The organism is Brevibacterium aurantiacum (assembly GCF_900169065.1).
In the GTDB taxonomy this organism is placed as follows: domain Bacteria; phylum Actinomycetota; class Actinomycetes; order Actinomycetales; family Brevibacteriaceae; genus Brevibacterium; species Brevibacterium aurantiacum.
The window spans coordinates 96567-121210 of record NZ_FXZB01000008.1; the positions used below are offsets into that span (position 1 = coordinate 96567).

At 63.1% G+C, this 24644-nt stretch carries 23 protein-coding genes and 1 tRNA gene; 12 read left to right on the forward strand and 12 right to left on the reverse strand.

Features of this window, described 5'->3' with window-relative positions; genetic code table 11:
* Positions 1-190 precede the first annotated feature (190 nt).
* On the forward strand, positions 191-565 hold the full coding sequence (locus BAUR9175_RS07110; RefSeq protein WP_101583347.1) for a hypothetical protein: 375 nt from the start codon (positions 191-193) through the stop codon (positions 563-565).
* Positions 566-567: 2 nt separating this feature from the next.
* Here the strand turns inward: BAUR9175_RS07110 and hrpA are convergent, their stop codons facing one another.
* From hrpA to BAUR9175_RS07125, 3 genes are all read right to left on the reverse strand, one after another.
* Positions 568-4869: an ATP-dependent RNA helicase HrpA gene (gene hrpA, locus BAUR9175_RS07115; protein WP_240519914.1), complete on the reverse strand. Its 4302-nt coding sequence runs from the start codon at positions 4867-4869 to the stop codon at positions 568-570.
* A gap of 77 nt (positions 4870-4946) precedes the next feature.
* The gene (locus BAUR9175_RS07120; protein WP_009883980.1) at positions 4947-5534 is read right to left on the reverse strand and encodes a DinB family protein; all 588 of its coding nucleotides are present in this window, start codon (positions 5532-5534) and stop codon (positions 4947-4949) included.
* 85 nt (positions 5535-5619) lie between these two features.
* Positions 5620-6975, reverse strand: coding sequence for an Nramp family divalent metal transporter (locus BAUR9175_RS07125; RefSeq protein ID WP_101583349.1), 1356 nt, complete (start codon positions 6973-6975; stop codon positions 5620-5622).
* Between the two features lie 132 nt (positions 6976-7107).
* Here BAUR9175_RS07125 and BAUR9175_RS07130 point away from each other — a divergent pair, with 132 nt between their 5' ends.
* The 5 genes from BAUR9175_RS07130 (at position 7108) to BAUR9175_RS07150 (ending at position 10335) form a co-directional block, all read left to right on the forward strand.
* Positions 7108-7521: a YidH family protein gene (locus BAUR9175_RS07130; RefSeq protein ID WP_009883982.1), complete on the forward strand. Its 414-nt coding sequence runs from the start codon at positions 7108-7110 to the stop codon at positions 7519-7521.
* Entirely contained in the window at positions 7518-7868 is a 351-nt protein-coding gene (locus BAUR9175_RS07135; protein ID WP_069599824.1) for a DUF202 domain-containing protein, read from the forward strand. Before BAUR9175_RS07130 ends, BAUR9175_RS07135 begins: the two co-directional genes overlap by 4 nt.
* Positions 7869-7927: 59 nt before the next feature.
* A complete protein-coding gene (locus BAUR9175_RS07140) occupies positions 7928-8245 on the forward strand; it encodes a hypothetical protein (RefSeq protein ID WP_035279090.1) in 318 nt (105 codons plus the stop codon).
* A gap of 28 nt (positions 8246-8273) precedes the next feature.
* Complete coding sequence (locus BAUR9175_RS07145) at positions 8274-9200, forward strand: AEC family transporter (RefSeq protein ID WP_009883985.1); 927 nt, start codon at positions 8274-8276, stop codon at positions 9198-9200.
* A gap of 85 nt (positions 9201-9285) precedes the next feature.
* A complete protein-coding gene (locus tag BAUR9175_RS07150) occupies positions 9286-10335 on the forward strand; it encodes a TIGR01906 family membrane protein (RefSeq protein ID WP_009883986.1) in 1050 nt (349 codons plus the stop codon).
* Between the two features lie 191 nt (positions 10336-10526).
* On the opposite strand, the gene ppk2 is transcribed toward BAUR9175_RS07150, so the two are convergent.
* Positions 10527-11429, reverse strand: a complete 903-nt coding sequence (ppk2, locus tag BAUR9175_RS07155; protein ID WP_009883987.1) for a polyphosphate kinase 2 — start codon at positions 11427-11429, stop codon at positions 10527-10529.
* Positions 11430-11533: 104 nt separating this feature from the next.
* Complete coding sequence (locus BAUR9175_RS07160) at positions 11534-12790, reverse strand: MFS transporter (RefSeq protein ID WP_101583350.1); 1257 nt, start codon at positions 12788-12790, stop codon at positions 11534-11536.
* A 162-nt stretch (positions 12791-12952) separates the two neighbouring features.
* Here BAUR9175_RS07160 and BAUR9175_RS07165 point away from each other — a divergent pair.
* From BAUR9175_RS07165 to BAUR9175_RS07180, 4 genes are all read left to right on the forward strand, one after another.
* Positions 12953-13026, forward strand: a tRNA-Leu gene (locus tag BAUR9175_RS07165).
* A gap of 78 nt (positions 13027-13104) precedes the next feature.
* Entirely contained in the window at positions 13105-13674 is a 570-nt protein-coding gene (locus BAUR9175_RS07170; RefSeq protein ID WP_101556642.1) for a dienelactone hydrolase family protein, read from the forward strand.
* 66 nt (positions 13675-13740) lie between these two features.
* Positions 13741-14199: a hypothetical protein gene (locus BAUR9175_RS07175; protein ID WP_096158495.1), complete on the forward strand. Its 459-nt coding sequence runs from the start codon at positions 13741-13743 to the stop codon at positions 14197-14199.
* Positions 14200-14306: 107 nt separating this feature from the next.
* Complete coding sequence (locus BAUR9175_RS07180; protein ID WP_101583352.1) at positions 14307-15404, forward strand: carcinine hydrolase/isopenicillin-N N-acyltransferase family protein; 1098 nt, start codon at positions 14307-14309, stop codon at positions 15402-15404.
* 12 nt (positions 15405-15416) lie between these two features.
* Here BAUR9175_RS07180 and BAUR9175_RS07185 read toward each other — a convergent pair whose 3' ends face one another.
* Complete coding sequence (locus BAUR9175_RS07185) at positions 15417-15785, reverse strand: winged helix-turn-helix transcriptional regulator (RefSeq protein ID WP_009883992.1); 369 nt, start codon at positions 15783-15785, stop codon at positions 15417-15419.
* An 80-nt stretch (positions 15786-15865) separates the two neighbouring features.
* On the opposite strand from BAUR9175_RS07185, the gene BAUR9175_RS07190 reads away from it, so the two are divergent.
* Positions 15866-16471: an NAD(P)-dependent oxidoreductase gene (locus tag BAUR9175_RS07190; RefSeq protein ID WP_101583353.1), complete on the forward strand. Its 606-nt coding sequence runs from the start codon at positions 15866-15868 to the stop codon at positions 16469-16471.
* A gap of 141 nt (positions 16472-16612) precedes the next feature.
* Here the strand turns inward: BAUR9175_RS07190 and BAUR9175_RS07195 are convergent, their stop codons facing one another.
* The 5 genes from BAUR9175_RS07195 to BAUR9175_RS07215 form a co-directional block, all read right to left on the reverse strand.
* Complete coding sequence (locus BAUR9175_RS07195; protein ID WP_096158492.1) at positions 16613-17986, reverse strand: NAD(P)/FAD-dependent oxidoreductase; 1374 nt, start codon at positions 17984-17986, stop codon at positions 16613-16615.
* An 80-nt stretch (positions 17987-18066) separates the two neighbouring features.
* Positions 18067-19362 (reverse strand): S8 family peptidase, encoded by a 1296-nt coding sequence (locus tag BAUR9175_RS07200; protein WP_096161597.1) that lies wholly within the window; start codon positions 19360-19362, stop codon positions 18067-18069.
* Positions 19359-20306: a Ppx/GppA phosphatase family protein gene (locus tag BAUR9175_RS07205; protein ID WP_101583355.1), complete on the reverse strand. Its 948-nt coding sequence runs from the start codon at positions 20304-20306 to the stop codon at positions 19359-19361. Before BAUR9175_RS07205 ends, BAUR9175_RS07200 begins: the two co-directional genes overlap by 4 nt.
* Positions 20307-20314: 8 nt before the next feature.
* Positions 20315-20845: a DUF501 domain-containing protein gene (locus tag BAUR9175_RS07210; protein ID WP_009883997.1), complete on the reverse strand. Its 531-nt coding sequence runs from the start codon at positions 20843-20845 to the stop codon at positions 20315-20317.
* Positions 20845-21336, reverse strand: a complete 492-nt coding sequence (locus tag BAUR9175_RS07215; protein ID WP_009883998.1) for an FtsB family cell division protein — start codon at positions 21334-21336, stop codon at positions 20845-20847. Before BAUR9175_RS07215 ends, BAUR9175_RS07210 begins: the two co-directional genes overlap by 1 nt.
* Before the next feature lie 553 nt (positions 21337-21889).
* Between BAUR9175_RS07215 and BAUR9175_RS07220 the strand changes: the two genes are divergently transcribed.
* The gene (locus BAUR9175_RS07220) at positions 21890-22927 is read left to right on the forward strand and encodes a DUF559 domain-containing protein (RefSeq protein ID WP_240689290.1); all 1038 of its coding nucleotides are present in this window, start codon (positions 21890-21892) and stop codon (positions 22925-22927) included.
* 358 nt (positions 22928-23285) lie between these two features.
* Here the strand turns inward: BAUR9175_RS07220 and eno are convergent, their stop codons facing one another.
* On the reverse strand, positions 23286-24566 hold the full coding sequence (eno, locus tag BAUR9175_RS07225; protein WP_009884000.1) for a phosphopyruvate hydratase: 1281 nt from the start codon (positions 24564-24566) through the stop codon (positions 23286-23288).
* Positions 24567-24644: the final 78 nt, after the last annotated feature.

Consider the following 24644-nt stretch of genomic DNA (forward strand, 5'->3'; position numbering starts at 1 on the left):
ATCCCTCTTCTGTCCCCGACCGGGTGTCCGGTCAGTCACAGTTGTCTTTGAACGCCTGTCGGGGAGCTTTGCGTCCGTATCTCCGACGGTGTCGCTGGCAGACCCAGCGTCGCTGGCAGGCCCAGTGTTGCAGTGGGCGCCAGCCAGTCGTCCAGCGTCCTGTCGGATTCCACGTTTATGCTGGATGGCGATGAACGAGGAATTTGTTGAATACGCCGGACGCTCTGAACCGAAGGAACGCCTGCTCAAGGCCCTGCCGCTGATTCTCGCAGCGATCCTCGGCATCCCCTTCCTCGTGTATGCGATCAAGTTCTCCCTCGAGATCGGGCAGGTCACCAGCTACCTCTTCGATCTTGGGACCTCCGGGTTGGAGGCCTTCAGCATGGTGATGCTCAGTCTCTCCGGTGCGTTCTGTCTCGTCTTCTATCTCGTGTTCCTCTTCTTCGGCACCCGCAGGCGCACCTGGAAGTGGCGCATCTGGTGGGCCGTCGCGGCTTTCCTCGCCGCGGCGATCCTCCCGATCTGGTGGCTCTTCGCCGGCTACTTCACCTCCGCTCCCGCCTAGCCTCACAATTGTGCGAGGGCCTTTGCGATCCTCTTCTCCGACACCGGGTGGGCCGTTCCCAGCGAGTTCGCGTAGAGGCTGACGCGCAGCTCCTCGAGCATGATGATCACGTCCCGCCACTCACTGGGCACCGAGACGACAACCTTCGACCAGTCTGCCTTGGACAGTTCGGGGAATCTGTTGCCGACCTTCTTCATCACGGAGTCGGTGCTGCCGCTGACGCGGTCCATGAGCTGCTTGTCACGCATCGGCGAGTTCTGCATTCCGTCGATGCGGACCACCTCTGCCTGCACCCACCTCGGCAGCTCGCGAACCATCTGCCCGGACATCGCGGCAACCGACGCACCCGTGACTCGCGATCCGCGCCATGCCTGCACATCGGCGAGGTTGGACAGGATCGCCAGGGACGAAGCCTTCGATACGAGTTTGTCGAGTTCGGTGGCCGAGCGCAGTGCCTTCATCAGGTGAGGCAGGAGGCTCGCGCACATGTCGGTCAGTGCCGCGTGCACCTTCGTCTCGAGCGAACCGAACTCTGCGGCATCGGCCACCCAACCGGTCTCTGCTGCCCCCAGTTCGGCTTCGACGACACTGCGGATTCCTGCTCTGACCAGGGCATGCAGCATCTCGTCCGAGGTCTTCTGGTGGCCGGCGAGGACCAGCTTCTCATCGGTAGTGAGTCCGTCTCGCAGGTATTTCAGCGCCTCGTTCGTGCGCAGGCTCAGCAGTGTGATGAGTCCTTCGCGTGAGGACAGTCGCGCCTGTGCCGCGGTGTCGAAGGCGACGAGGTCGACACTGGTTCCGCGGTCCACGAGCCCGGGTACAGCGCCGACTTCCGCCTCATCTGGATTGGTCAGTGCGCCGAAGGACCATGAGGTCATGCCGGTCTGCGCAGTGAACGAAACCTGCTGTGCCCGAGCTTTGCGCACCTGGGGTTTCGCGGTCTTCGTCAGTTTCTTCAGGTCTTCCCCGATGCCCACGGTGGTGGTGCCGTCGATGACGCGGAAGCGGATCCGCAGGTGAGGTGGGATGCGGCCGAGGTCGAAGTCCTCGGCGGTCACTGTGATCGGCACCAGGTCGTTCAGGCCTCCTCCGCCGGCGCGTTCGCTCAGCTGAGCGGCGAGCACTTCGGGCAGAGCCCCGCGATAGGGGGTGAGGACTGGAAGGATGTCGCGGGCGACGTCCGGTGCGGGCACGAAGTAGCGGCGTTTGTTCTTCGGCAGCGAGCGAATGTAGGCGGCGACGAGTTCTTCCCGCAGTCCCGGGACCTGCCAGGAGAATTCGTCGGAGTCCACCAGGGGCACGGCTGCCGCGGGCAGTTCGACGGTCACTCCGTCCTCGGTGCTGCCGGGTTCGAAGGAGTAGCGCAGCTTGGCCGTGGACCCGTCGACGAGTTCCCATTCCATCGGGAAGTCGTCGGCCACCGAGGCGGTCAGTTCCTCACTGTCGTCGCTGAGCAGGATCGAGGTGGACAGATCCAGGATGTGCGAGTCACGACGTTTCTGCTTCTTCCACCAAGCACGGAAATCCGCCGCCGAGGTGATTGTGGCCGGAATCCGCTCATCGTAGAACTCGAAGAGGGCATCGTCCTGGTCAAGGACCCTGCGGTTGCGTGTGCGTGAGGCGAGCGCCTCCGCCTCGTCGATGACGGCAGCGTTGGTTTCGAGGAATCCGAAGCGTTCGTGCCAGTCACCTTCGATGAGGCCCTTGCGGATGAACATGTCACGCGCGGCCTCCCGGTCGAAGGTGCCGTATCCGACGCGACGGTCGGAGACGAGGGTGACGCCGTAGAGGGAGATCTTCTCGTAGACCATCGACCCGCCGGCCTTCTTCGACCAGTGCGGATCCGAATACTGTCTGGTCACCAGGTCACCGGCGGCTTCGACGACCCAGTCGGGTTCGATCGCTGAGACCGTGCGCGCCCACAGTCGTGAGGTTTCGACGAGTTCGGCGGCCATGACGAAATCGGGTTTCTTCTTGAACAGGCCTGACCCGGGGAAGATCGCGAAGCGCGTGCCGCGGGCTCCCTGATAGTCCTTGTTGCGCTCGGACCGGGAGCCGATCATCGACAGCAGTCCCGTCAGCAGCGCCCGATGGATGGCCGCGGCATGCGGGTCGAGGCGGGCACTGGCGGCGCTCTGCCCGGAGTCGTTCGCCCCGTCAGATCCGCTGCTCTTCTTCGCACTGCGTTTCTGCGCGCTGAGTTCGGCGAAGCCGATCTTGCCGTTGGCGCTCTTCGCTCCGGTCGTCGCTGCGGCAGCGTTCGACCCGGCAGCGTTCGACACGGCCCCCTTCGCCCCCTTCGCGTTCGACGCAGCCCCAGGCCCCACCTCGGCGGCCGATGTTTGCACTGGACGCCACACGGATTTGTTGACGCGGATGCCGGCCGATCCCGACAGGGAGCGCAGCTGGCCGACGAGGTCCTGCCATTCGCGGATGCGCACGAAGTTGAGGAATTCGGCCTTGCACTGGCGCCGGAATTTCGAGCTGGTCAGCGCCGACTGCTGGTCATCCAGGTAGTTCCACAGATTGAGGTAGGACAGGAAGTCGCTGCCCGGGTGAGTGAAGCGAGCGTGCTTCTCATCGGCGGCGGCACGGACCTCGGTAGGGCGTTCGCGGGGGTCCTGGATGGACAGGGCCGCGACGATGATGGTGACCTCTCCCCCGCATCCCGCCTCGGCGCCGGCGATGACCATGCGCGCCAGGCGCGGATCGATCGGGAGCAGGGACAGCTGCCTGCCCGTCGGGGTGACCGTGATCGTTCCCGCCTTATCGCTGGTCAGAGCGCCCAGCTCGGCGAGCATGGTGCGCCCGTCACGGACGGCCTTGGCCTCCGGCGGGGTGAGGAACGGGAAATCGAGGATCTCTTTGTCGCTGGCCGCGAATCCGAGGTCGGTCATCTGCAGGATGACGCTGGCCAGGTTCGTGCGCAGGATCTCCGGGTCGGTGAATTCGGGGCGTGAGTCGAAGTCTGTTTCCGAGTACAGGCGGATGCAGATGCCGTCGCTGGTGCGTCCCGACCGGCCCTTGCGCTGGTTCGCACTCGCCTGGGAGATGCGTTCGATCGGCAGGCGTTGGACGCGGGTGCGGTTGGAGTACCGGGAGATGCGGGCGGTGCCGACGTCGATGACGTATTTGATGCCGGGGACGGTCAGTGAGGTTTCGGCGACGTTCGTGGCCAGGACCAGGCGCGGGCGCGAATGCGGTTTGAAGACCTTTTGCTGTTCACCGGCGGAGAGCCGGGCGAAGAGCGGTACGACTTCCCAATTGCTCAGGCGCGGCCGTTTGCGCAGGTGAGCTTCGAGTGCTTCGGCGGTGTCGCGGATTTCGCGTTCCCCAGAGAGGAAGACGAGGATGTCGCCGGGTGCTTCGGTGCTGAGTTCGTCGAAGGCGGCGATGATGCCCTCGGTCTGCTCTTCGGGCCCCGTTTCGTAGCTTCCCGACTCCCCCGGGCCATCGACGTCGTCGTCTTCGTCATCGTCGACGAGTGGACGGTAGCGGACCTCGACCGGATAGGTGCGGCCTGCGACCTCGATGATCGGGGCGTCGTCGAAGTGCGCGGCGAAGGACTGCGGGTCGATTGTCGCCGAGGTGATGATGACCTTGAGTTCGGGCCGCTTCCCCATCACTTCTTTGAGGTAGCCGAGCAGGAAGTCGATGTTGAGGCTGCGTTCGTGGGCCTCGTCGATGATGATGACTTCGTAGTCGCGCAGCAGTTTGTCGCGGGAGAGTTCGGAGAGCAGGATGCCGTCGGTCATGACCTTGACCCGGGTTGAGTCCGCGACCTGAGCGGTGAAGCGCACCTGGTAGCCGATGGTCCCGCCCAGGTCCTCGCCTAGTTCGTCGGCGATGCGCTCGGCCACGGTCCTGGCCGCGATGCGCCGAGGCTGGGTGTGCCCGATGAGTCCGTTGACTCCCAGCCCCAGTTCGAGGCAGATCTTGGGCAGCTGGGTTGTCTTGCCTGAGCCGGTCTCACCGGCGACGATGACGACCTGGTTGTCGCGGATGGCCTCGGCTATCTCGTCCTTGGCGGCACTGACCGGCAGGTTCTCCGGGTAGGTGACGTCCACAGACTGTGACCGGCGAGCCTCCGTCAACCGTGCCCGACGCTCACGATGTCCTGCCCCGGTGTTCTTGTGCCGCTGGTTCCTGCGCCGAGGTGATCGCTTCCCCGACTGCGTACCCTTGGGTGAGGGCTGCAAGTCAGAGCGCGAGGACGGCGCGTCCGGGCGCGACGATTTCGTGTCCTTGCTCGGAGCCGACGGTTCGGTGCGCGGGGTGGAGGATGCTGAGTTCTCATGTGCCATTTCAGTCCCAGCTTATCGTCTGCCCCGCCGAGGTGGGCGCCTCCCATGGATCCACCCGCCCAGTCCCATGGACGGACTCAGGTGTTGTTCGCCAACGACCGCAGTTTGGCGAGGTAGGCATCCCAGTCCTGGTCCTCCGGCATATTCGAATTGCGGGGGTTCAACCCAGCCTGTCCGTCAATGCTCTCGCGGACGATGTCGACCTGGCCCAGATGCCGCGCGAGGTCCACGATGACGTGGACCATGATCTGCTTGAGAGACACCGCAGCTCTCTCAGCGGGCCAATGAGGAACCGTGCCCTGCGCATCGAGTGCGTGCGTGTCGATGGTCTCATCGGCGAAGGCCCACACACGTGTGTAGAAGTCGATGACGGAGCCTGCCGTCTCGCTCTCAGTGGCGTACCAGTCGGCCTGCGGGTCGGTCTCGAACTGCTCAGGCGTGATGGCCTCACCAGGATTCGGCCAGGGCCTGCCGAAGGTGTCGCCGAAGTACCCGATCTCCGTGTTCGCCATATGTTTGACGACACCGGCGAGGTTGAGCCCCGTGGCCGTGTGCGGCAGCCGCAGGTCGCGTTCGCTGAGTCCTTCGAGCTTCCACAGCAGATCGTTGCGGCATGCCTGCAGGTGGTTTTTGAGGATCGTCTTCATCGCATCATCGCGGGCCATGCTTCAAGTCTGCCGCACCCGAGGGAAGAAGGACAGACTTCTTCCCCCAGGTGCAGCAGATGCAGCAGGTACGGCTAGAGACCGATCATCCGCCCCAGAGCGGTGCCAGGCTCGAGTAGAGCTGCTGGACGCCGAGGACGATGAACAGCAGCGCTGTGATGGCCAGCGCAATATTGGTGTGCAGTTTGTTCGCCCACTTCTTCGGGATCTTCTTGCCGTTGAGGAGACCGAGAAGCGTGATCGCCAGGAACGGCATGAACAGCGATCCGAGCACGCCGTAGGCCAGGATCAGACCGATCGGCTTACCCAGGAGGAAGAGCAGCATCGGTGGGAAGGTCAGCCACAGCACGTAGGCTTTGAAGTACTTTCCACCGGTCAGGGTGTCGGGGTGACCGGCCGGCTTCTTGCGCATGTGTCCCCAGAAGTCAGCGAACATCAGCGATACACCGTTCCAGACTCCGATGATCGAGGAGAAGGACGCGGCCCAGAAACCGACGAGGAAGCCGATTCCGACCACATCACCGTACTTGGCTTTGAGCACATCGGAGAGTTCGATGAGTCCCTTGTCATCGGCAGAGATGGCGACACCGGCTGCGCGGACGACTTCGGCACCGACGACGAGCATGGCGATGACGAAGATTCCTGTCAGCACGTAGGCCATGGAGTTGTCGATGCGCATCACGCGCATCCACTTCGGTGTGTGCCAGCCCTTCTCACGCAGCCAGTACCCGTAGGCGGCGAGAGTGATCGTGCCGCCGACACCGCCGGCCAGAGCCAAAGTGTAGATGACACCGCCTTCCGGGATCAGCGGGATGAGTCCGGTGAGCATGTCCGGGATGTTGGGAACGGCGATGATGGCCAAACCGACGACGGTGACGAACATGATTCCGACGAGGGCGGCGGTGATCTTCTCAAAGACGGAATATCGTCCGAACCACACCATGGCAAAGCCCGCGAGTCCCATGATGATCGCCCACACGGTGAGGTTGACTCCGGGGAACAGCGCGGCCAGGGGCAGTGCGGCAGAACTCATCGCGGTGGCTCCGTAGACGAATCCCCAGATGATGATGTAGGGCCCGAAGTACCAGGTCGTCCACCGCCCCAGCGACGTCCAGCCTTCGAAGATCGTCTTTCCTGTGGCCAAGGTGAATCGGCCGGCGCCCTCGACGAGGACGATCTTGAGGATCACACCGACGATCACCGCCCACAGCAGTCCGTATCCGAACTGGCTGCCTGCCACCAGGGTCGCCACCATATCTGCGGCACCCACACCGGTAGCGGCAACGACCAGTCCGGGACCGATCACCTTCCATTTGGCGGGTCCTTGGGCTTCGGCCACGCCGGTATTCGCTGCCGGATCGAATCCGTCGCCGGAACCGTCGCCGGGTCCGGAACCGTCACCGGGTCCGGAGTTCAGGGGTCTGTCGTCACTGTCAGTCATGTCGGGTCTACACCTTCGTCATCGGCTGTCACTGCTGCCACCACCGACATCGAACTCACCGTTGCGCTCATTTCGCACTACCGGCGACCTCGCGGCGGAAGCGAACTTCAGCGGAAATCGTCGTACCTTGACATGGTATTCGACGACAACGGCTATCCTCGATACGTGACCCCCGATGACCCACGCAGCAGGATCGCCCGACGGATGTTTCCCGACGGCGAGGACCCTGATCCGCGATTCACCCTCGCCAACGAACGCACATTCCTGTCGTGGATTCGCACGGCTCTGGCATTCATCGGCGGTGGCATCGCGGTCGAAGCCTTCACCTCGGAGATCTTCACCTCCGGGCTGCGGGCGACGCTGTCCATCGTCCTCATGGTCATCGGATTCATCCTGGCCGCCGGTGCGGCATTCAGGTGGCACCGCATCGAATCGGCCATGCGCCACAAGACTTCGCTGCCGCTGCCGCTCATCATTCCCATCGTCTCCCTTGCCTCCGCACTCGGCGCCGGCCTCCTCGTTCTGGTCTTCGCCGGAGTCCTGTGACCACGCCGAGTCCCAGACGGCCACAGCCCCACGCCGATCCGGGGCTGCAGCCGGAGAGGACGACCCAGTCATGGCTGCGCACCAGTCTGACGATGACGGTCGTCAGCCTCCTGTTCGTCCGCTGGATCAACGTGTTCGAAGGGCTGTCCATCGTCATCTTCGTCATCTGCATAGGTTTGGCGATCGCCGCCATCGCCATGCAGGTCAGGCGCTACCGCCTCGGATCGGTATCGATTCGGGCTGAACGGGGACGGCCGACCCCATGGGCGGTTCTCTTCCTCAGCAGCTCGGTCTGCCTCATCGCCGCTCTCGGAATCGCCTCGGTCATCAAGATCTCCCTCGAATGACGTTCCTCGTTGTGAGACCGGCCTCCGGTTCAAATGCGGCGTTGCCTAAACTGGACCTCATGAAGGACGCACGTGAAGTTTCAACCGCACCGCTTGTCGCCGTCGGTCTCGTCGGCGGGTACCTGACCGCCCGCGAGACCGGGATCCGCCCCCTCGGCGGAGTCGTGCTCGCCGCCGCCGGTGCCTACGCGGCCCGCACATGGTTCACCAAGCAGGGCTGGCCCATCGGCACGGCGCTGACCTTGGGCTACCTCGGCGGGTTCGGGGCCTCTCATCCGCTGGCGAAGAAGATCGGTGCGTGGCCCGCGGTGCTCAGCGTCGCTGCCGTCACAGCGACGGCTGCCTATGTGGCCGTCGACTCCGCCGAAGCTGCCTGAACCGGAAAGCGAGGACCACAGGTAGCCCATGCTGGCTGTTTTCGAAGGCTTCGCCGTCATCGCAGGAGTCATCCTGGTCGGTTTCGTGCTGGGCAGATCCGAGGTTCTGGGGCCCAACGGACAGCAGGTCATCGCGAAGCTCGTCTTCTACGCCGGTACACCAACCCTGCTCTACGTCACGGTCGCCGACACCGATCTGGGGCTGATCTTCAACACTGCTCTCCTGGCCACAGGAGGGTCCGCACTCATCGTGGGTGTGCTGCTGTTCGTCCTCACCCGATACATCCGAAAACGCAGCACCGGCGAGGCGATGTTCTCGGCCTGGGCCGTCAGCTACGTCAACATCGGCAACCTCGGCATCCCGATTGCGGCCTACGTCCTCCACGACATCGGATATGTCGCTCCCGTGCTGCTGTTCCAGCTGCTCATCCTCGCACCCATCGGCATGGCCGTCCTCGACGCCGCGGGAAAGAAGAAGCACAATCAGCGCTGGTACTCAGGCGTCCTCCAGATACTCAAGAATCCCATCGTCCTCGGCGCCGCCGCGGGGGTGGCCGCCTCGGCCACCGGCTTCGAACTCCCCCGCTTCATCTTCGAGCCCATCGACATGATCGGAGCCACTGCGGTCCCGGGCGCACTGTTGGCCTTCGGCATCTCGCTCAAGGACGGCTGGGGGCTGCCGGCACCGGGTACCAGGAAGCAGTTGACCTACATCACGGTCGCCAAGCAGGTCATCCAGCCGGTGCTGGCCTGGGTCATCGGCGGTCCCCTGCTCGGGTACTCGGGCATCGCGCTCTTCGCCATCGTCGTCACCTCGGCCCTGCCGACAGCTCAGAACGTCTACATCTATTCCATGCAGTACCGACAGTCCGAGGCACTCATGCGTGATGCGGTCTTCATCACCACGGTGCTGGCCGTGCCGACCCTGGTCATCATCGCAGCCCTGCTGGGCTGACGTTCCGTCCCGGCCTCCTCGGTGATCTGGGGGTCTGTGGCGTGTCGGAGCCCGCTTGCCCACTCGGGTCAATGACAATGGGAACGTGGCTGGAGACAAGAAGAACGAGACCGAAGACCTCCTGAGCAGGCGGATGAGTTCAGGATCCAGTAGTGCTGCCGAAAAGCAGTCGGAGCCTCCGCTGGAGGCCGCGAATGATCCTTCGACCGACACCGAGGCGTTCGACCCCATCAGGGAACCGATCGCCAAGGACGAGCCCAAGCCTTCGACCGGACCGGTGCGCGTTGCGCCCGCTCACTCGTCGAACCCTGCCGAGACCGCCAGGACCCGTGAGGTTCCCGCAAACGCGCGCACCGCGGTGATGAGCGAAGCCGATTGGGCAGCAGTGACTCACGCCGCGACATCGACCGAACCTCATGACCCCGAGGTGCCCGAGCGACGCCGCAGCGTCCTCGATATCATCGGCACCATCTGGATCACCCTGGCCACACCGTTCATCCTGTTGGCCCTGGCCGTGCGGTTCGTGGCCTCAGGCCTGTTCCTCAAGTTCGAGTACTTCCGTCCCGGGTTCCCGGCCGACCAGTTCGGCTTCAGCGCCGCCGACCGAGAGCACTACGGCACCTACGTCATCGACTACCTGGCCAACCTCGACTCCCGGCGTTACCTCGCCGACGTCATCATGCCCAACGGCGAGCCGATCTTCATCTCCGACGAGCTCAACCACATGGCCGACGTCAAGGGTCTCATCTCACTGCTGTACCTGATTGCCCTCATCGGCCTCACCGGTGCCGTGCTCTTCGGCCTCTACATGTCACGCAGGCACGGGATGGGCATCCACGTCGGACTGCGCCTGGGTGCCATCATCAGCGTCGTCGTCATGGCCGCCGCGGCAGTGCTCGCGTTCCTCGGCTGGGATACGTTCTTCCGCGGATTCCACAAGATCTTCTTCTCCGACGGAACCTGGGAGTTCTACAGCGATGACTCCCTCATCCGTCTGTTCCCACCGCAGTTCTGGGTCGACTCGGGCATCGCCGGAGGCGGACTCTTCGTCCTCCTTGCCATCGTCCTCTTCTGGCTCAGCTTCGCAGGTCACAAGAAGCGCCGCGCGCTGAAGAAGGCTCGCCGAGAAGCCTGAGCACCACGGGCCTCATGCCCAACGTGGGCTTCATGCCCAATACGGGTCTCATACCCAAGTGAATGCTGCGGACTCTGTCCGCTCCACGGTTGTCGGCCGGGTGGTCTTTCCCCTTCCACCCGGCCGCAGTATTTCTCACATCTGTGACTCGGCCCCCGGCCGCGTCGAAATATCCCCGGCCGCGGCGAACCTCAATCGTCGACGGCATCGCGGCCGCGGCGCACGATGATCGGGTCGGGCTCGTAGACGACCGAGGTGTCCTTGTCCTCGTAGTCGAACTGGTTGAGGAAGTAGCGCAGCGCATTGAGTCGTGCCCGCTTCTTGTCATTGCTCTTGATGGTGATCCAGGGAGCGTGATCGGTGTCCGTGCGGCGGAACATCTCTTCCTTCGCCGCGGTGTAGTCGTCCCAGCGATCCAGAGATTCCAGATCCATGGGAGACAGCTTCCACTGTCGCACCGGATCGATCTGGCGGATGGCGAATCGTGTCCGCTGTTCGCGCTGTGTCACGGAGAACCAGAACTTGGTGACGTGGATGCCGGAGTCGATGAGCATCTTCTCAAACACCGGGGCCTGACCCATGAAGGTCTCGTACTCGTAGTCGGTGCAGAAATTCATCACGCGTTCGACATTGGCCCGGTTGTACCAGGAGCGGTCGAACATGACGAACTCGCCGCTGGTCGGCAGGTGGCTGATGTAGCGCTGGAAGTACCACTGCCCGGCTTCCTTGTCTGAGGGTTTGTTCAGTGCCACGACACGTGCCGCACGGGGGTTGAGGTGTTCGGTGAACCGTTTGATCGTGCCACCCTTGCCGGCGGCGTCACGGCCTTCGAAGACGATAACGTGCTTCCGGTCGGTGTCCTGCCCCCAGTACTGGAACTTCAGCAGCTCCACCTGCAGCTGGTACTTCTCGAGCTCGTATTCCTCCCGGTCCATGAGCTCCGGGTAGGGGTAGCCTTCACGCCAGGTCTCAACCGCACGGCCCATCGGGTCGATGAGGTGCGGGTCCGTGGTGTGTGAGTCCTCGACCGTGTAGCCTTCGATTCGCAGCTTGTCGATGTATTCGCGCAGATTCTCATTGAGCAGGTTGTTCACGGGCGCTCCTTCTCATCGACAGCTTTCGTCTTCTTCAGCGGCTTGGCCTCGTCATGTCGCGGTCGTCACCAGTCTTCAGGCACAGTACTGAGCAAAGATGAACATCAGGTTATCCGATCAATGTCCTGTTTCGGAATGATTCCCAGGCTGAGCAGGGGTGCGATCGCGACGAAGGCGAAGGACAGCGGATAGCCGAAGATCGTGATGAGTGCACCGAATCCCGGGCCCATGAGCGCGGACATGACGAACTGTCCCGTGTTCTGCGTACCCATGGCCTTGCCCGACCAATGGGGGCCGGCCGCCTCGGCGAGCGAGGCGAAGGCCAGTCCGTTGTCGGCCACCGAGATCGCAGACGCCAGGATGAACACCACTGTGGCTACGATCGGCATCGGCGTCAGCGACGTCAGCGCGATCGCCGCCACGAAGACGACCGCTGCGATCGCCACGACCCGCATCAGCCCGACCCTGGAGCCGAGTCGATCGGAGAGGCCGCCGACGATGAGGCGCCCGATCGCTCCCACGATCTGCGAGGCCGCGACGATGCCGCCGGCGATGCCGACGCTGATGTGCTGGTTCGCGATGAGCCAGATGAGGCCGTAGGTGGAGAACGCAAACTGTGGGATCACCAGCAGCGCGGAGACCGCGTGGATCCGCCACAGGAACGAATCCATCCGGTAGGGGTTGTCTGTCGCCGGTGATGCCGTCGACTCTCCTCTCGCCGAGGTGGGGCCCGGCTGTCCAGCATCGGTGGACGTGACTACGGGGCTGGGAACCGCCTCGGCGCGGGGAGGATCTTTGACGAGTCCGAAGCAGATGACGGCCATGACACCGGTGACGATGACGACGAACCACAGGTAGGCGCTGAACCCGCCTGAGGCGGCGATGGGTGGGACGGTCACTGCCGCAACGCTCGTGCCCAGGGGCTGCGACATCTGTCTGATGCCCATGGCCAGACCGCGACGGTGGCGGGGGAACCACCCCATGACCACGCGCCCGCTGGCCGAGTTCACGGAGGCTGCGGCAGCGCCGGAGGCAGCGATAATGAGAACCATCCATACCGGTGAGCCGACCAGGGCGACGGCGATTCCAGAGGCCAGAGCGGTCAGGGCGATGCCCAGGGTCATGGCCAGGCGTTCGCCGAATCTGTCGGCGAAGGCACCCCAGGCGATGAGGGTGAGGATGAGGCCGAAGCTCGGGGCCGCGGCGACGGTGCCGGCCTGAGTCAGCGTATAGCCGAGATCCGTGTGCATGTACGGGATCAGGAAGGCCGGACCTGTGATCGCGATGGTGGCTGCCATCTGGGAGAGGACTCCGACGACGAGGATCACCCAGGCCTGTCTGCTGGGCGGATTCTCGGTCATGGGTTTGAGACTAGCCGTCTCACAATCGGGGTGTCGGTGTGTCTCAGATCGCGGCGTCGGCGAGGCCGCCGTGTCACGGATCGCGGCGGGCCCAGGTACGCTATAAAGTGAGTGCTGGCGCTGTGAATGCAGTGTCTGCACAACGGGCGAAGGCCCGCATATCCCCCTATAGCCCAATCGGCAGAGGCAGTCGACTTAAAATCGATCAAGTGTGGGTTCGAGTCCCACTGGGGGGACTTTTTCTTCCCGCCGTTCTCCTCCTCCTGCGTACAATCGGAGCATCTGCCGAAGGCAATCAAAGGAGATTCATCGCCATGGCTGAAATCGCGCTCTTCCATCACATCCAGGGGCTCACCGACGGAGTCGCCGCATTCGCAGAGGAACTGAGGTCCTCCGGGCACACAGTGCACGCTCCCGACATGTTCGAAGGCCACACATTCGCGTCCATCGAAGAAGGCTTCGCCTACGCCGGAGAGGTCGGATTCGACACAATTCGCCAGCGTGGCCCCGCCTCACTCCCCACACCAGACGGCGGGTTCGTCTACGCAGGAATCTCCTTCGGAGTTGCCACCGCCCAGAATCTCGCCCAGACCAGCAACGATGCTCGGGGCGCGCTTCTCTTCGATGCCTGCCTCCCAGTCTCCGAATTCGGGTCGGCATGGCCCGCGAGCGTGCCCGTACAGATCCATGGCAGGGAAGATGATGAGTTCTTCCAGGAGGATCTGCCCTCAGCTCGAGAACTCGCTGATTCGACGGCCTCGGCGGAGCTTTTCGTCTACCCGGGCGACGGACACCTCTTCCTCGACTCATCCCTCGACGCCTACGATCCGAAGGCCACGGCGGTTCTCCTCGAGCGGGTGCGTGGGTTCCTCGCCGACATCTGAGAACTGCAGAGGCACAGCGGCGCAGACAAGTTCGCGTCTCTGCTCTGGCCCGGGCAAGATAGTGCCATGACGAAGCTGCTTCTCACTCCACAGGCACCACCCCAGTCAGTCGGCGATCTGGGAAATCCCAACGTCGGCTCCACCCCGGGGCCTGCCGTTCTCTTCTCAGCCTCATCGACCAGTGACGATTCCAGCAACGGCGCAGGCATCGAAGCAACCCCGGCTCCGGACAATGCCTCAGCTCTGAACAACCGCCCGATCGCCTACCGCGAGCCCGGCGGCGATTGGCACGAGCTCGGTTACGAAGCCTCCGACCACTGGGAGGGCCTGACCCCCGAGCTGCGTGATCGCCTCATCGCTGATCGAACGGCGCAGGTGAGCCGTGAGGACTATTCCGCCACCACCAAGGGTGCCAGCGCATCAATGATCACAAGCAATTGGACCTACTCCGGTTCCCCTCGCACCTATCGTGTCGCGGGCGAGCTGCGTGAACTCGCCGAGGTGCTCGCGGAGATCGGTCGCTGACCCTGGCTTCGTCCCCTCTGATCGCTGTCCCCGCATAGGAGTAGTATTCACGGCAACCGCAGTGTTGCGCTCACTCGCCGCCGCGGCTCCGTGACTACAGTCCACAGATGGGCAGGTCTATGACGGGACCATCGATGACCACCGCAGGCATCACACGACGAACCCTTCTAGTTGCCGGCACCGCCTCGGCATCGCTTGGTCTAGCCGGGTGCGCATCTGGGGCGGGAGGAAGCGAGCCGGGGAAATCCTCGACGACCTCAGCAGAGACCGGAACACAGCAGCATGCCCAGCCTCTGTCGATCGCCCAGACCGACATGCAGAAGCAGGCGACCCTTGATTCGTGCACACGCCTGGACGGGCACCCCACGTTCCACCTCACTTGGGAGGGTGCACCCGCAACCACCTCGGCGCCCGATGGAGCGAATGCGGCCGCACTGCCGACCGGATACGCCTGTACTCTCTTCGCAGCCGCCGATGCCGACGGAGCGCCGCTGGTCGCTCGCAATTTCGATTGGGACCCAGCTCCCGCCTCGGTGGTGGAATCAAAGTTGAACAACGGTCGCTCGACCTTGGCTGTGACCGACCTTCGCTATGTGGGCATCGAGTCCGAATCAGATCTCGGCAACAAGCAGAAAACACAGGACCTGCCACGCTGCGAGGCGTACGCCTTCGATGGAATCAATGATTCCGGGGTCTACATCGGCCTCGCCGCCGACGCATCGGCACGAGCCGAAGTCGTTGACGGCCGCGAATGGCTGGGTGGCCTGGGCGTCCAGAGAATGATCCTCGACCACGCCGACACGGTCAAAGACGCCATCGAGGTATTCGACACCTACAACATCGATTTCGCGGGCGGCCCGGGACTGCACTACCTGCTCGCCGACCGTTCGGGCGCCAAGGCAGTCGTCGAGTTCGATGCCCGCAAACTCGCTGTCATCCGTCCGCCATCGGGCCAGCCATGGATGTGCCTGGAGAATTTCCACATGTCGTCATTCGCCGAAGAAGATCGCATCACGCACTCCCGTTACAGCACCTGTGCGAAGACTCTCGATTCCTCTCGGGGCAAGGTCTCCGTCGACGACACAGTCAATCTACTCAATGATGTCCGGCAACCGCATACCCAATGGCAGAGCGTCTACGGTCTCTCAGCAGGCACTCTTCGAGTCGTCGGCAAGAAGCCACACGACTACCGGCTCAGCGCCTGACACCGACATTTCCTAACGCGCCACACGGCTCCTGTTGTCTGAAATCGCCGCCACGTTCAGCTCCGCCCATCGACGCAGTGCAGCTACGGGCTCCTGCAGGGACCGGCCCAGGTCGGTCAGCTCATACTCCACGCGAGGAGGGACCTCGGCGAAGACCTCTCTGGTCACCAGCCCATCGGCGACCAACGACCGCAGTGTCGAAGTGAGGACCTTCGGTGTGATGCCACCGATCGCCAAACGGATCTCGCTGAAGCGCTTCGGGCCCTCATCAAGGATTCCGATGATGAGGACCGTCCACTTGTCACCGACCCGATCGAGGACGATTCTGGTCGGGCATTCGGGATCGAAGGCATCGCCTTCCCAGGAACTGCTCAATCTCATATCTCAATAGTATCTTTGAGGTACTCGATATTCAAAGGATATCTTTATGGCAGTACCTCACTCCAACGAAAGGACACACCATGAAGATCGCACTGTACGGCGCATCAGGAATGATCGGATCCCGCGTCACCAAGGAAGCCACAGAGCGTGGGCTCGAGATCACCGCCATCACTCGAACCGGTGCTGAGGTGCCAGGAGCTGCGGCAAACCTCAAGGGCGATATGGGCGACGCCGAGTTCGACCGACAGGTCGTCGCCGATCATGACGTCATCGTCTCGACAACCGGCCCCAGCCGCACCGGCGCACCACACGAAGAGTGGCTGCAGGCCCTGGAGACACTGGCTCAGGCCAGCGGAGACAAGCGTGTCTTCGTCGTCGGCGGCGCCGGATCGCTCTTCGTCGGCGACACCATGCTCAAAGACACCGAAGGCTTCCCAGAGGCCTACAAGGCTGAGTCGGAGACCGGCACGAAGGCACTCGACCTCATGCGGGCCGGCGACTACTCCCCCTGGACTCTGATCTCCCCCGCCCCAGAGATCGGCCCCGGTGAGCGCACAGGCACCTACAAAACCGAACTTGAGACGCCTGCCGGCGATTCGATCTCCGCGGAGGACTTTGCGGTGGCCATGGTCGATGAGATCGTCGACGCGAAGCACATCGACGCTCGCTTCACCGTCGCGAACTGAGCGCTGCAGAGCCTCAGCCGCTCTGATCCAGCCCCTCGTGAATGACAAGAACGCCGGGAGTGCAATCGCACTCCCGGCGTTCTTCAGAACTCATCAGGGTTCACACCGGCAATCGCCTGGGGCGAATCCTGCACTCAGGCATCAGGCCTTGGCAGTTTCCTTCTTCGGAGCCGGCTTCGAGTTGGCTGCCTCCACGAAGTTCTTGCGAGGAACATCGAGATCGGCCAGCGGCATGGCGTCGCGGCCGACGATGGCGTTGAGGATCCAGTTGCCGAAGACCTTGACCTTGCGATCCACTGTTGGGATCGCGTAGCCGTGGTAGGCGCGGTGCATCAGCCAAGCGAGGACGCCGCGGGCTTCGAAGTCGCCCATCTGCGAAACGCCCTTGTACAGGCCGAGACCTGCAACGGTGCCGATGGTCTTGTGGAAGTACTGCTTGAACTCGGTCTCTCCGCGCAGTGCGGCAAGAACGTTGGCAGCCAGCACTGGTGCCTGGCGCACGGCGTGCTGAGCGTTGGGCACGCAGTAGCCGCCCACGCCGCCACCGGAGAGGTCAGGCACAGCAGCGTTGTCGCCGGCGGCCCAAGCGCCTTCGACCACACCGTTGTCGCCCTCGACGCGCAGATCGGCGCGCACGGTCACACGACCGCGCTCATCGAGAGGCAGGTCCGAGTCGACGAGGATCGGGTTGGCCTTGACGCCAGCCGACCAGACGATGGTGTCGGCGTCGAATTCTTCGCCGCTGGAGAGCTTGATGTGCTTGTCGGTGCAGTCCTGGAGGAAGGTCTCGAGGTACACGTCGATGCCGCGTTCGCGCATGTGCTCAACGACCCAGCGAGCCTGAGCTTCGCCGACCTCGGGCATGACACGATCGAGTGCCTCGACGAGGACGAAGCGGACATCGGCTTCGGTCAGCGTCTCGTACTGAGCCACTGCGGAGCGGACAACGTCTTCGAGCTCGGTGAGGAGTTCGATGCCAGCGAATCCGCCGCCGACGAAGACGAAGGTCAGCGCCTTGCGACGCTCATCATCGTCTTCCATCAGCGAGGCATCGGCCAAGCGGCTGAGGAGGTGATCGCGAAGTGCGACAGCTTCCTCGATGCGCTTGAGCGCGATGGCGTTCTCCTTGAGGCCTGGGATCGGCAGAGCACGCGCCACCGAACCGGCGGCCATGATGATGTGGTCGTAGTCGAGCTCGAACGCTTCGTCGTTCTCCGGCTCGACGGTGACGAACTTGTCGCCGTGATTGATCGAGGTGACCTTCGCGGTGATGACTTCAGCACCGGAGAGGTTGCGGCGCAGCGGCACGACAGCGTGACGCGGCTCGATGGACCCGGCAGCCACCTCGGGGAGGAACGGCAGGTAGGTCATGTACGGGTTGGGATCGACCACGGTCACTGTGGCTTCGCCACGACCGAGGTTCTTCAACAGATTCTGAGCGGTAACGAGACCAAGGTAGCCGCCACCAACGACGAGGATTCGAGGACGCAATTTTGAGTTTCTGATGAGTGCCATATGCCCATCCTAGGCCTTTGTGAAAACTTTCACTAATTGAATCTCGACGCCCCAGATGAGAGGTTCAGCACCAGGTTCGATCACCGTCTGCGGCGAATGAAAACCACCGCGGAAAGCACGAAGAGGATCACCGCAATGAGGGCGCCAGCGCCCAGAACCGAGTAGCCCAACATGGGTGTCGACTGTGATGAGACGACGTCCTTCGGCGCGACCGCCTTCGGGTTGTTGTCCTCGGCCGGGACTGCGTTTTCGGTCTCGGACGGATCGGATGCCGCGCGTCGGTGCATCGTCACCCAATCGGCAAGGTCGTCGGCCGCGCTGGGCACGGTCTTCGGAACGCCTGACTTCATCGCGGCCTTCGGATCGAGCCGGCCCCAACCGACGATCGGATCCGGTTTGTCCTTTTTGCTCTGCCCCTTATGTCCGGGGACCGGCTTGGCCGTCAAAGTCAGCTTGGCGGTGACTTCATCGGCGCTGAGGTCGGGATCCTCGGCCCGGATCAGCGCTGCCACGCCGGAGACGATGGGTGAGGCAAAGGAACAGCCCTGCCCCTCGGCATAGCCGCCCGAGTAGTAAGGGATCGGAATGTCTTCCGCCGGCCCCATGAGATCCACGGCCGTTCCGGGCGCTGTGGATTCGGATAGGACGCGGTTCTTCTTACCCAGTCCGCCGACTCCGATGACACCGGGCACTGTCGACGGTGACCACGCCTGCGTGGCTCCCTGGGAGGCATTGCCGACACAGGCGATGACGACGACGTCCTTCTTATAGGCATAGGCGAAGGATTCGTCCCAGCTTGAAGGCCAGGCAGGATCGTCCCAACCCAGAGACATGTTGATGACTTTGGCTCCCGAGTCGACGGCCCACCTGATCGCCTTGTCGGCCTGCTCGCGAGTCGAGCCGGATTCCTTCGGCCGCTCAGGTCCCAACCACATCGACGCAGAGAGAATATCGACGTCGGGGGCGACTCCCGTCGGGCCTGCGCCTTTCCCCTGACCGGCGATGACGCCGGCGACGGCGGTGCCGTGATGGATGGTGGTCTTGCCGCCGATGGGTGTCTTGCCGTCTTTGTCGAGTCCGCTGAAGTCCTTGGACTTGCTGACCACGCCTTTGAGGTCCTCATGTTTGGTGTTGACACCTGAATCGATGACGGCGACCTTCACACCTTTGCCCGTGGACTTCTTCCACATGTCATCGATGCCGTACTTCTTGATGTACCACTGCCCGGGTCCGGGTTCGGGTGCAGCAAGCGCCGGCTGAGTCGTGCCCATGACCAGACCCAGCACCAGGGAGCCGACGAGTGCGAGCTTTGCGGTGCGCTTTCCAGCGCGGAGACGCTTGGGAGCCGTCAGTTCCCGCGCGGCGACGGGCTTCACGACTGCGTGCGCGCGAGGTCGAGCGCGGTGCCGTCGAGGATGTCCGTCTCCGAGACCATGATGTCGAGCTCGGCTCCGGCACTCTTGACTGCAGAGTCGATGCGGGCTGCGATGCGGGCGAACAGGAGTCCCCCGGCCGCGATGACGTCGACGCGTCCGGGGTGCATGTACGGCAGTGCGGCACGAGCCTCACGCCCCATGCTCAGCAGTTCATCGGCCTCGGCGTCGATGTCTGCCACACGCAGATGGGTGCCGTGGATGCGTTCACGCTGGTAGCTCTCAAGGTCGAGGATTCCCGCGGTCAGTGTGGTGACGGTGCCTGCAACCCCGATCATCGTCCGCGGCGCAGCGAGGTTGACGATCTCTGCCGCCTTGTCCAGGTTGGCGTCGATGTCGTCGATGGCCGCCTGGATCTGCGCCCGGTCGGGGACGTCGACGGACATGTGTCGTTCGGTCAGGCGCACGGATCCGATGTCCATGCTCACCGCCGAGGTGACGCTTTCGGTGCCGAGGACCAGTTCGGTTGAGCCGCCGCCCAGGTCCATGACGAGGAACGGGCCGCTGTCGGCAGAACGTCCGACGGTGGCGCCGAGGAATGACAGATGGGCCTCTTCATCACCGGTGATGACGTCGGGCACGACGCCGAGGATGCCGAAGATTCCGGCGGAGAATTCATCACGGTTCTTCACGTCACGGCTGGCGGAGGTGGCGACGAATCTCAGTTTCTCCGGTGAGTACTCGGCGGCCACCTCGGCGAACTCTCGGGCCGCGGCAAACGTGCGCTCGAGCGCTTCGGGGGCGAACTCACCCGTTGCGTCGACTCCCTGGCCCAGGCGCACGATCCGGGTTTCGCGACGCAGTTCGGTCATCTGGCCCTGTTCGTCGACATCGGCGATGAGCAGGCGCAGGGAATTGGTCCCACAGTCGAAGGCGGCTACGCGCATGAGCTCTCCTATTCGCTTGCCTCGGTCGAGGCGCCCTCTGCGCCTGCCGGGGTGGGAACGTCGGTCATGAAGGAGATGGCACGGTCTCCGATCGGGTTGACTCCTGCCCCTGCGGCCAGGGAGTGTCCGACGAGAGCGTGCAGGCATTTCACTCGGGTGGGCATGCCACCGGCGGTGTAGTCCTTGATCTCTTCCACCTCGGCGATTCCGGCAGACTGTCCGATCTCCGACCGTGTTGCGAGGTAGGCAGCGTGGGCCTTGGCGTAGGCGGCCGCGAGTTCCTCGTCTTCGGCGATCTCGGCGCTCCATTCGGTCATGATTCCCGAGGCTTCGAGGCGTGAGCATTCAGCGACGAAGGCAGGGTGCGTGAGGTAGAAGGTGGTGGGGAACGGTGTGCCGTCCTCGAGCCGGGGAGCGGTCGCGACGACCAGCGGCTCACCTGAAGTGCTGCGGGCGGCGATCCCGACGACGCCGCGCGGAATCCGCCCGAGCTGTTCCTTCAGTATGGCGAAGTCCGCCTCGGTGCACTCTGTGATCATCAGCCCTTCTCCACGGTATTGCCGACCTCTTGAATCGACTCCAGCAACTCAAGGTACCAGGCTTGCTTGCGCTGCGGACGGTCAGCATCCGGATCGTCACCGTCGATCGCCTCCTGGTTGGTGACGATGACCGCGTTCTTGCCCTCTTCCACGTAGTACTGGTCCTTGCGGGCCTTGCGTTTGATGTACGCGGGGTCCTTGAGATTCTCGTTCTTCTCTTCCAGCCCCTGGACCTCGGACTTCGTCGATTCGATCTCGCTGTTGAGTGCCGCGATCTGCTGTGCCTGCTTGAGTGCGGAGTTGATCGAGGGAAGAAATGTGACGAGCACGATGGCGATGACAAGGAGGAAGACACCTGTCTGCCAGGACAGTTTCCGTTTGCGAGTGCCCTCGGTGGACTGAGCCTCGACGACCGGCGTTGGGCGTCGACGGGGAGCGGCTCGGCCTGGAGCCGATTTGGGGGCGCTGTTTCTGGGTTTGCTCGGAACCATGTCTCTTTCCTCTGCGACCGGGGATGGGGAAGGCAGTCACAACACATCTAAGTCTGCCGTGTCAGCATCCGGCCTGCGAGGATTTGGGTGTCGTGGCGTGTTCTATTTTTCGAAAGTCTGAATCCGCCCGGTTCGCTCGCCTCTCTAGCGCGCCCACCCCTGTCGTCTCAGGCCGTCGCTCGGGCCACTCACGCCCCGTCGCCTCAGGCGCCCGTTCCGTCTGACGCCGCCGCGGCTGACACACGCCCTTCGCATTCAGGCTCGCGGCCCTCACCCTCGTCGCAGGCGCATGCCCTCCCCTTACCTTCACGTCCTACAACTAGTTCAGCTTCCGGCACCGCCAGCTCTAAAACCTCCCGTTGCTACGGGGTGATCTAGCACTCACAGTGCAGGGTACGAAGCCTGTCGCTCGCGCCTCAACGCTTCCCGACCGCCGCACTCCCCTCCCCAGCCCCCGCACCAGACTCATTTACCCACAGCGTTATCCACAGTTGCACAAACCTATGTTGCCGTTTGACAACTTTTGATGCAGTTTAATGATATGTACAAAATTATGACCACACAACAGATCATCCGGCTTGGGTTCACTCACGCAGACATTCGGCGGGCTCGAAGCTGCTGCGTTCGTCGGCTGTCTCGCGGCGTCTATTCGGTCAGACACGTCTGCACCGTGGAAGGCCATCGGCGACTGTGGGCCAGCATCATTGAAGGAACTCATTCGGAGTTCACCGAGCACGGAGACCTCCGCGACCAGATCGAAGAGCTCGACGCCGCAGTCATGGCTCGATGCGAAGTCAGGTTCCAGAAGCAGAGTCAGGAGGCACGGCAGGAAGAAACTAACACCGCGAATGGATCAGACACAGCAACCCGAACGTCGCCGGCATCTCCCCCGGCTGAGGTGTTCTCGCACATCTCCGCTGCCCTCATCCACGGCCTGCCTATTGCCTACCCCGTCACTCACCAGGTGGAGGTGGTGCGCCCTGGAGTCAACCGCAGGTTCAAGAGCATCCATGTCAGGGGCGTGACAATCCCGAAGCATCACCGTCAGAGAGTTCGCGGCACCGAGGTGACGACGCTGGAGCGAACACTCATTGACGTGGCGCGCACATACAACCCCGATATCTCGGTGTCGATGCTCGACGATGCCCTGCACCGCGGACTGACGACAAGGGAGAAGATCCTGGCGACTCTGGCGCAATGCCTGGAGACCAGGAACACCAAGAAGGTTCATCTCGCCCTCGAACTGGCCGATGCCCGTCGCGAGTCCCCCGCCGAGTCGATCGCCGCGGTGAGGTTCTTTCAGCACGGATTCGTCGGTTTCGTGCCCCAAGTTGAGTTCGACGCACCCTCGCTGCGAAGAAAGATTCGCGTCGATTTCTGCCATAAAGCAGCTCGGCTGATCGTTGAGATCGATGGACTTGGAAAGCTGTATCTCGGCTCGGGAGTGCCACGGGACGAACTCGAACGCGAACGGCGCAGAGAACAATGGCTGCGTGATCAGGGCTGGGGGGTCATCAGAGTCACGTGGAAAGAGCTCTTCACAGAGGCGAAGTTCGAAGAGATCAGGCGGGCCCTCGTGAGCGCCAGGTGACTTTCCATCGATGCGGTCGGCTGCCTCGATAGACCCGTCGCCCGCAGCTTCATGAACAACCTCTGCAAATGTATGAATTGCGCGGTGCGGGTGGAGTTGCTGTATTCCCGGGGTGTTCTGCGAGGGACAGGAGGTTTTGGAGTCGCGGAGTAGTTTTGTGTGATCGCCAAGAGTTCTTGAAGTCGCGAAGAGGTTGTGTGATCGCGAAGCACACCGACCTCAGCAGCAACGACCCACCGATGAATGTCGCCGAGGCGGGGGCCGGGTGACCTTTGATGATCACCTGACCCCCGCCTCGGGGATGAAGCCATTCAGCGCCTCAGCGCTGCAGTCGTTCAGCCGACCGCGCGAAGTTCACTCAGCCGTCGAAGCGCGGGAATGCTCCTCGTCCGGCGTACCGGGCGGCGTCGCCGAGCTGCTCTTCGATGCGCAGCAGCTGGTTGTACTTGGCCACACGCTCGGACCGTGCCGGAGCGCCTGCCTTGATCTGGCCGGCGTTCGTGGCCACGGCCAGGTCGGCGATCGTCGTGTCCTCGGTCTCACCCGAACGGTGGGAGATCATCGTCGTGTAGCCGTTGGTCTGTGCCAGCGACACTGCGTCGAGGGTCTCCGTGAGCGTACCGATCTGGTTGACCTTCACGAGCAGAGAGTTCGCGGTGTTGTTGTCGACACCGCGCTGGAGCCGCTCGGGGTTCGTGACGAAGAGGTCATCGCCGACGAGTTGAACCTTTGAGCCGATGGACTGGGTCAGCGTGGCCCAGCCCTCCCAGTCGTTCTCATCCAGGGGGTCCTCGATGGACACGAGCGGGTACTTGGCCAGCAGACCCTCGTAGTAGGCAGCCATGTCCTGAGCCGACTTCTTCTCGCCTTCGAACTCGTAGGCTCCGTCTGAGTAGAACTCCGAGGAGGCCACGTCGAGTGCCACAGCGATGTCACGGCCCGGACGGTGTCCGGCGAGCTCGATGGCCTCGAGGATGAGGTCGAGCGCCGCGGCATTGGAGTCGAGGTTCGGCGCGAATCCGCCCTCATCACCGAGTCCGGTGGACAGACCGCGTTCCTTGAGCACGCCTTTGAGCGCGTGGTAGACCTCGACGCTCCACTGCAGTCCCTCGTGGAAGCTGGCCGCACCGATCGGGGCGATCATGAATTCCTGGATGTCGACGTTGGAATCGGCGTGCGATCCACCGTTGAGGATGTTCATCATCGGAACGGGCATGACGTGCGCGTTCGGTCCGCCCAGGTAGCGGTAGAGCGGCAGGTCCGCGGACACTGCGGCTGCACGAGCCACTGCCAGCGAGGTGCCGAGGATGGCGTTGGCACCCAGGCGGGACTTGTTCTCGGTGCCGTCGAGCTCGATCAGAGCCTGGTCGACCAGTCGCTGGTCATCGCTTTCCAGGCCGACGATGACTTCATGGATCTCGTCGACAACTGCGTCAACAGCACTGGTGACGCCTTTGCCCAGGTAACGTTCCGGGTCTCCGTCGCGCAGCTCCACGGCTTCGAACTCACCGGTGGAAGCACCGGAAGGGACACCGGCACGACCGACGGATTCGTCGGCTAACAGCACTTCCACCTCGACGGTGGGATTTCCCCGGGAATCCAGGATTTCACGGGCGTTTGCGGCAACAATCTCAGCCACTGATTACTCCTTCGCAATTGGTTTCACATGGGGAACATGTGCCTGCAGGACAGCTTAATGCACCGCGGCACCGGGCTT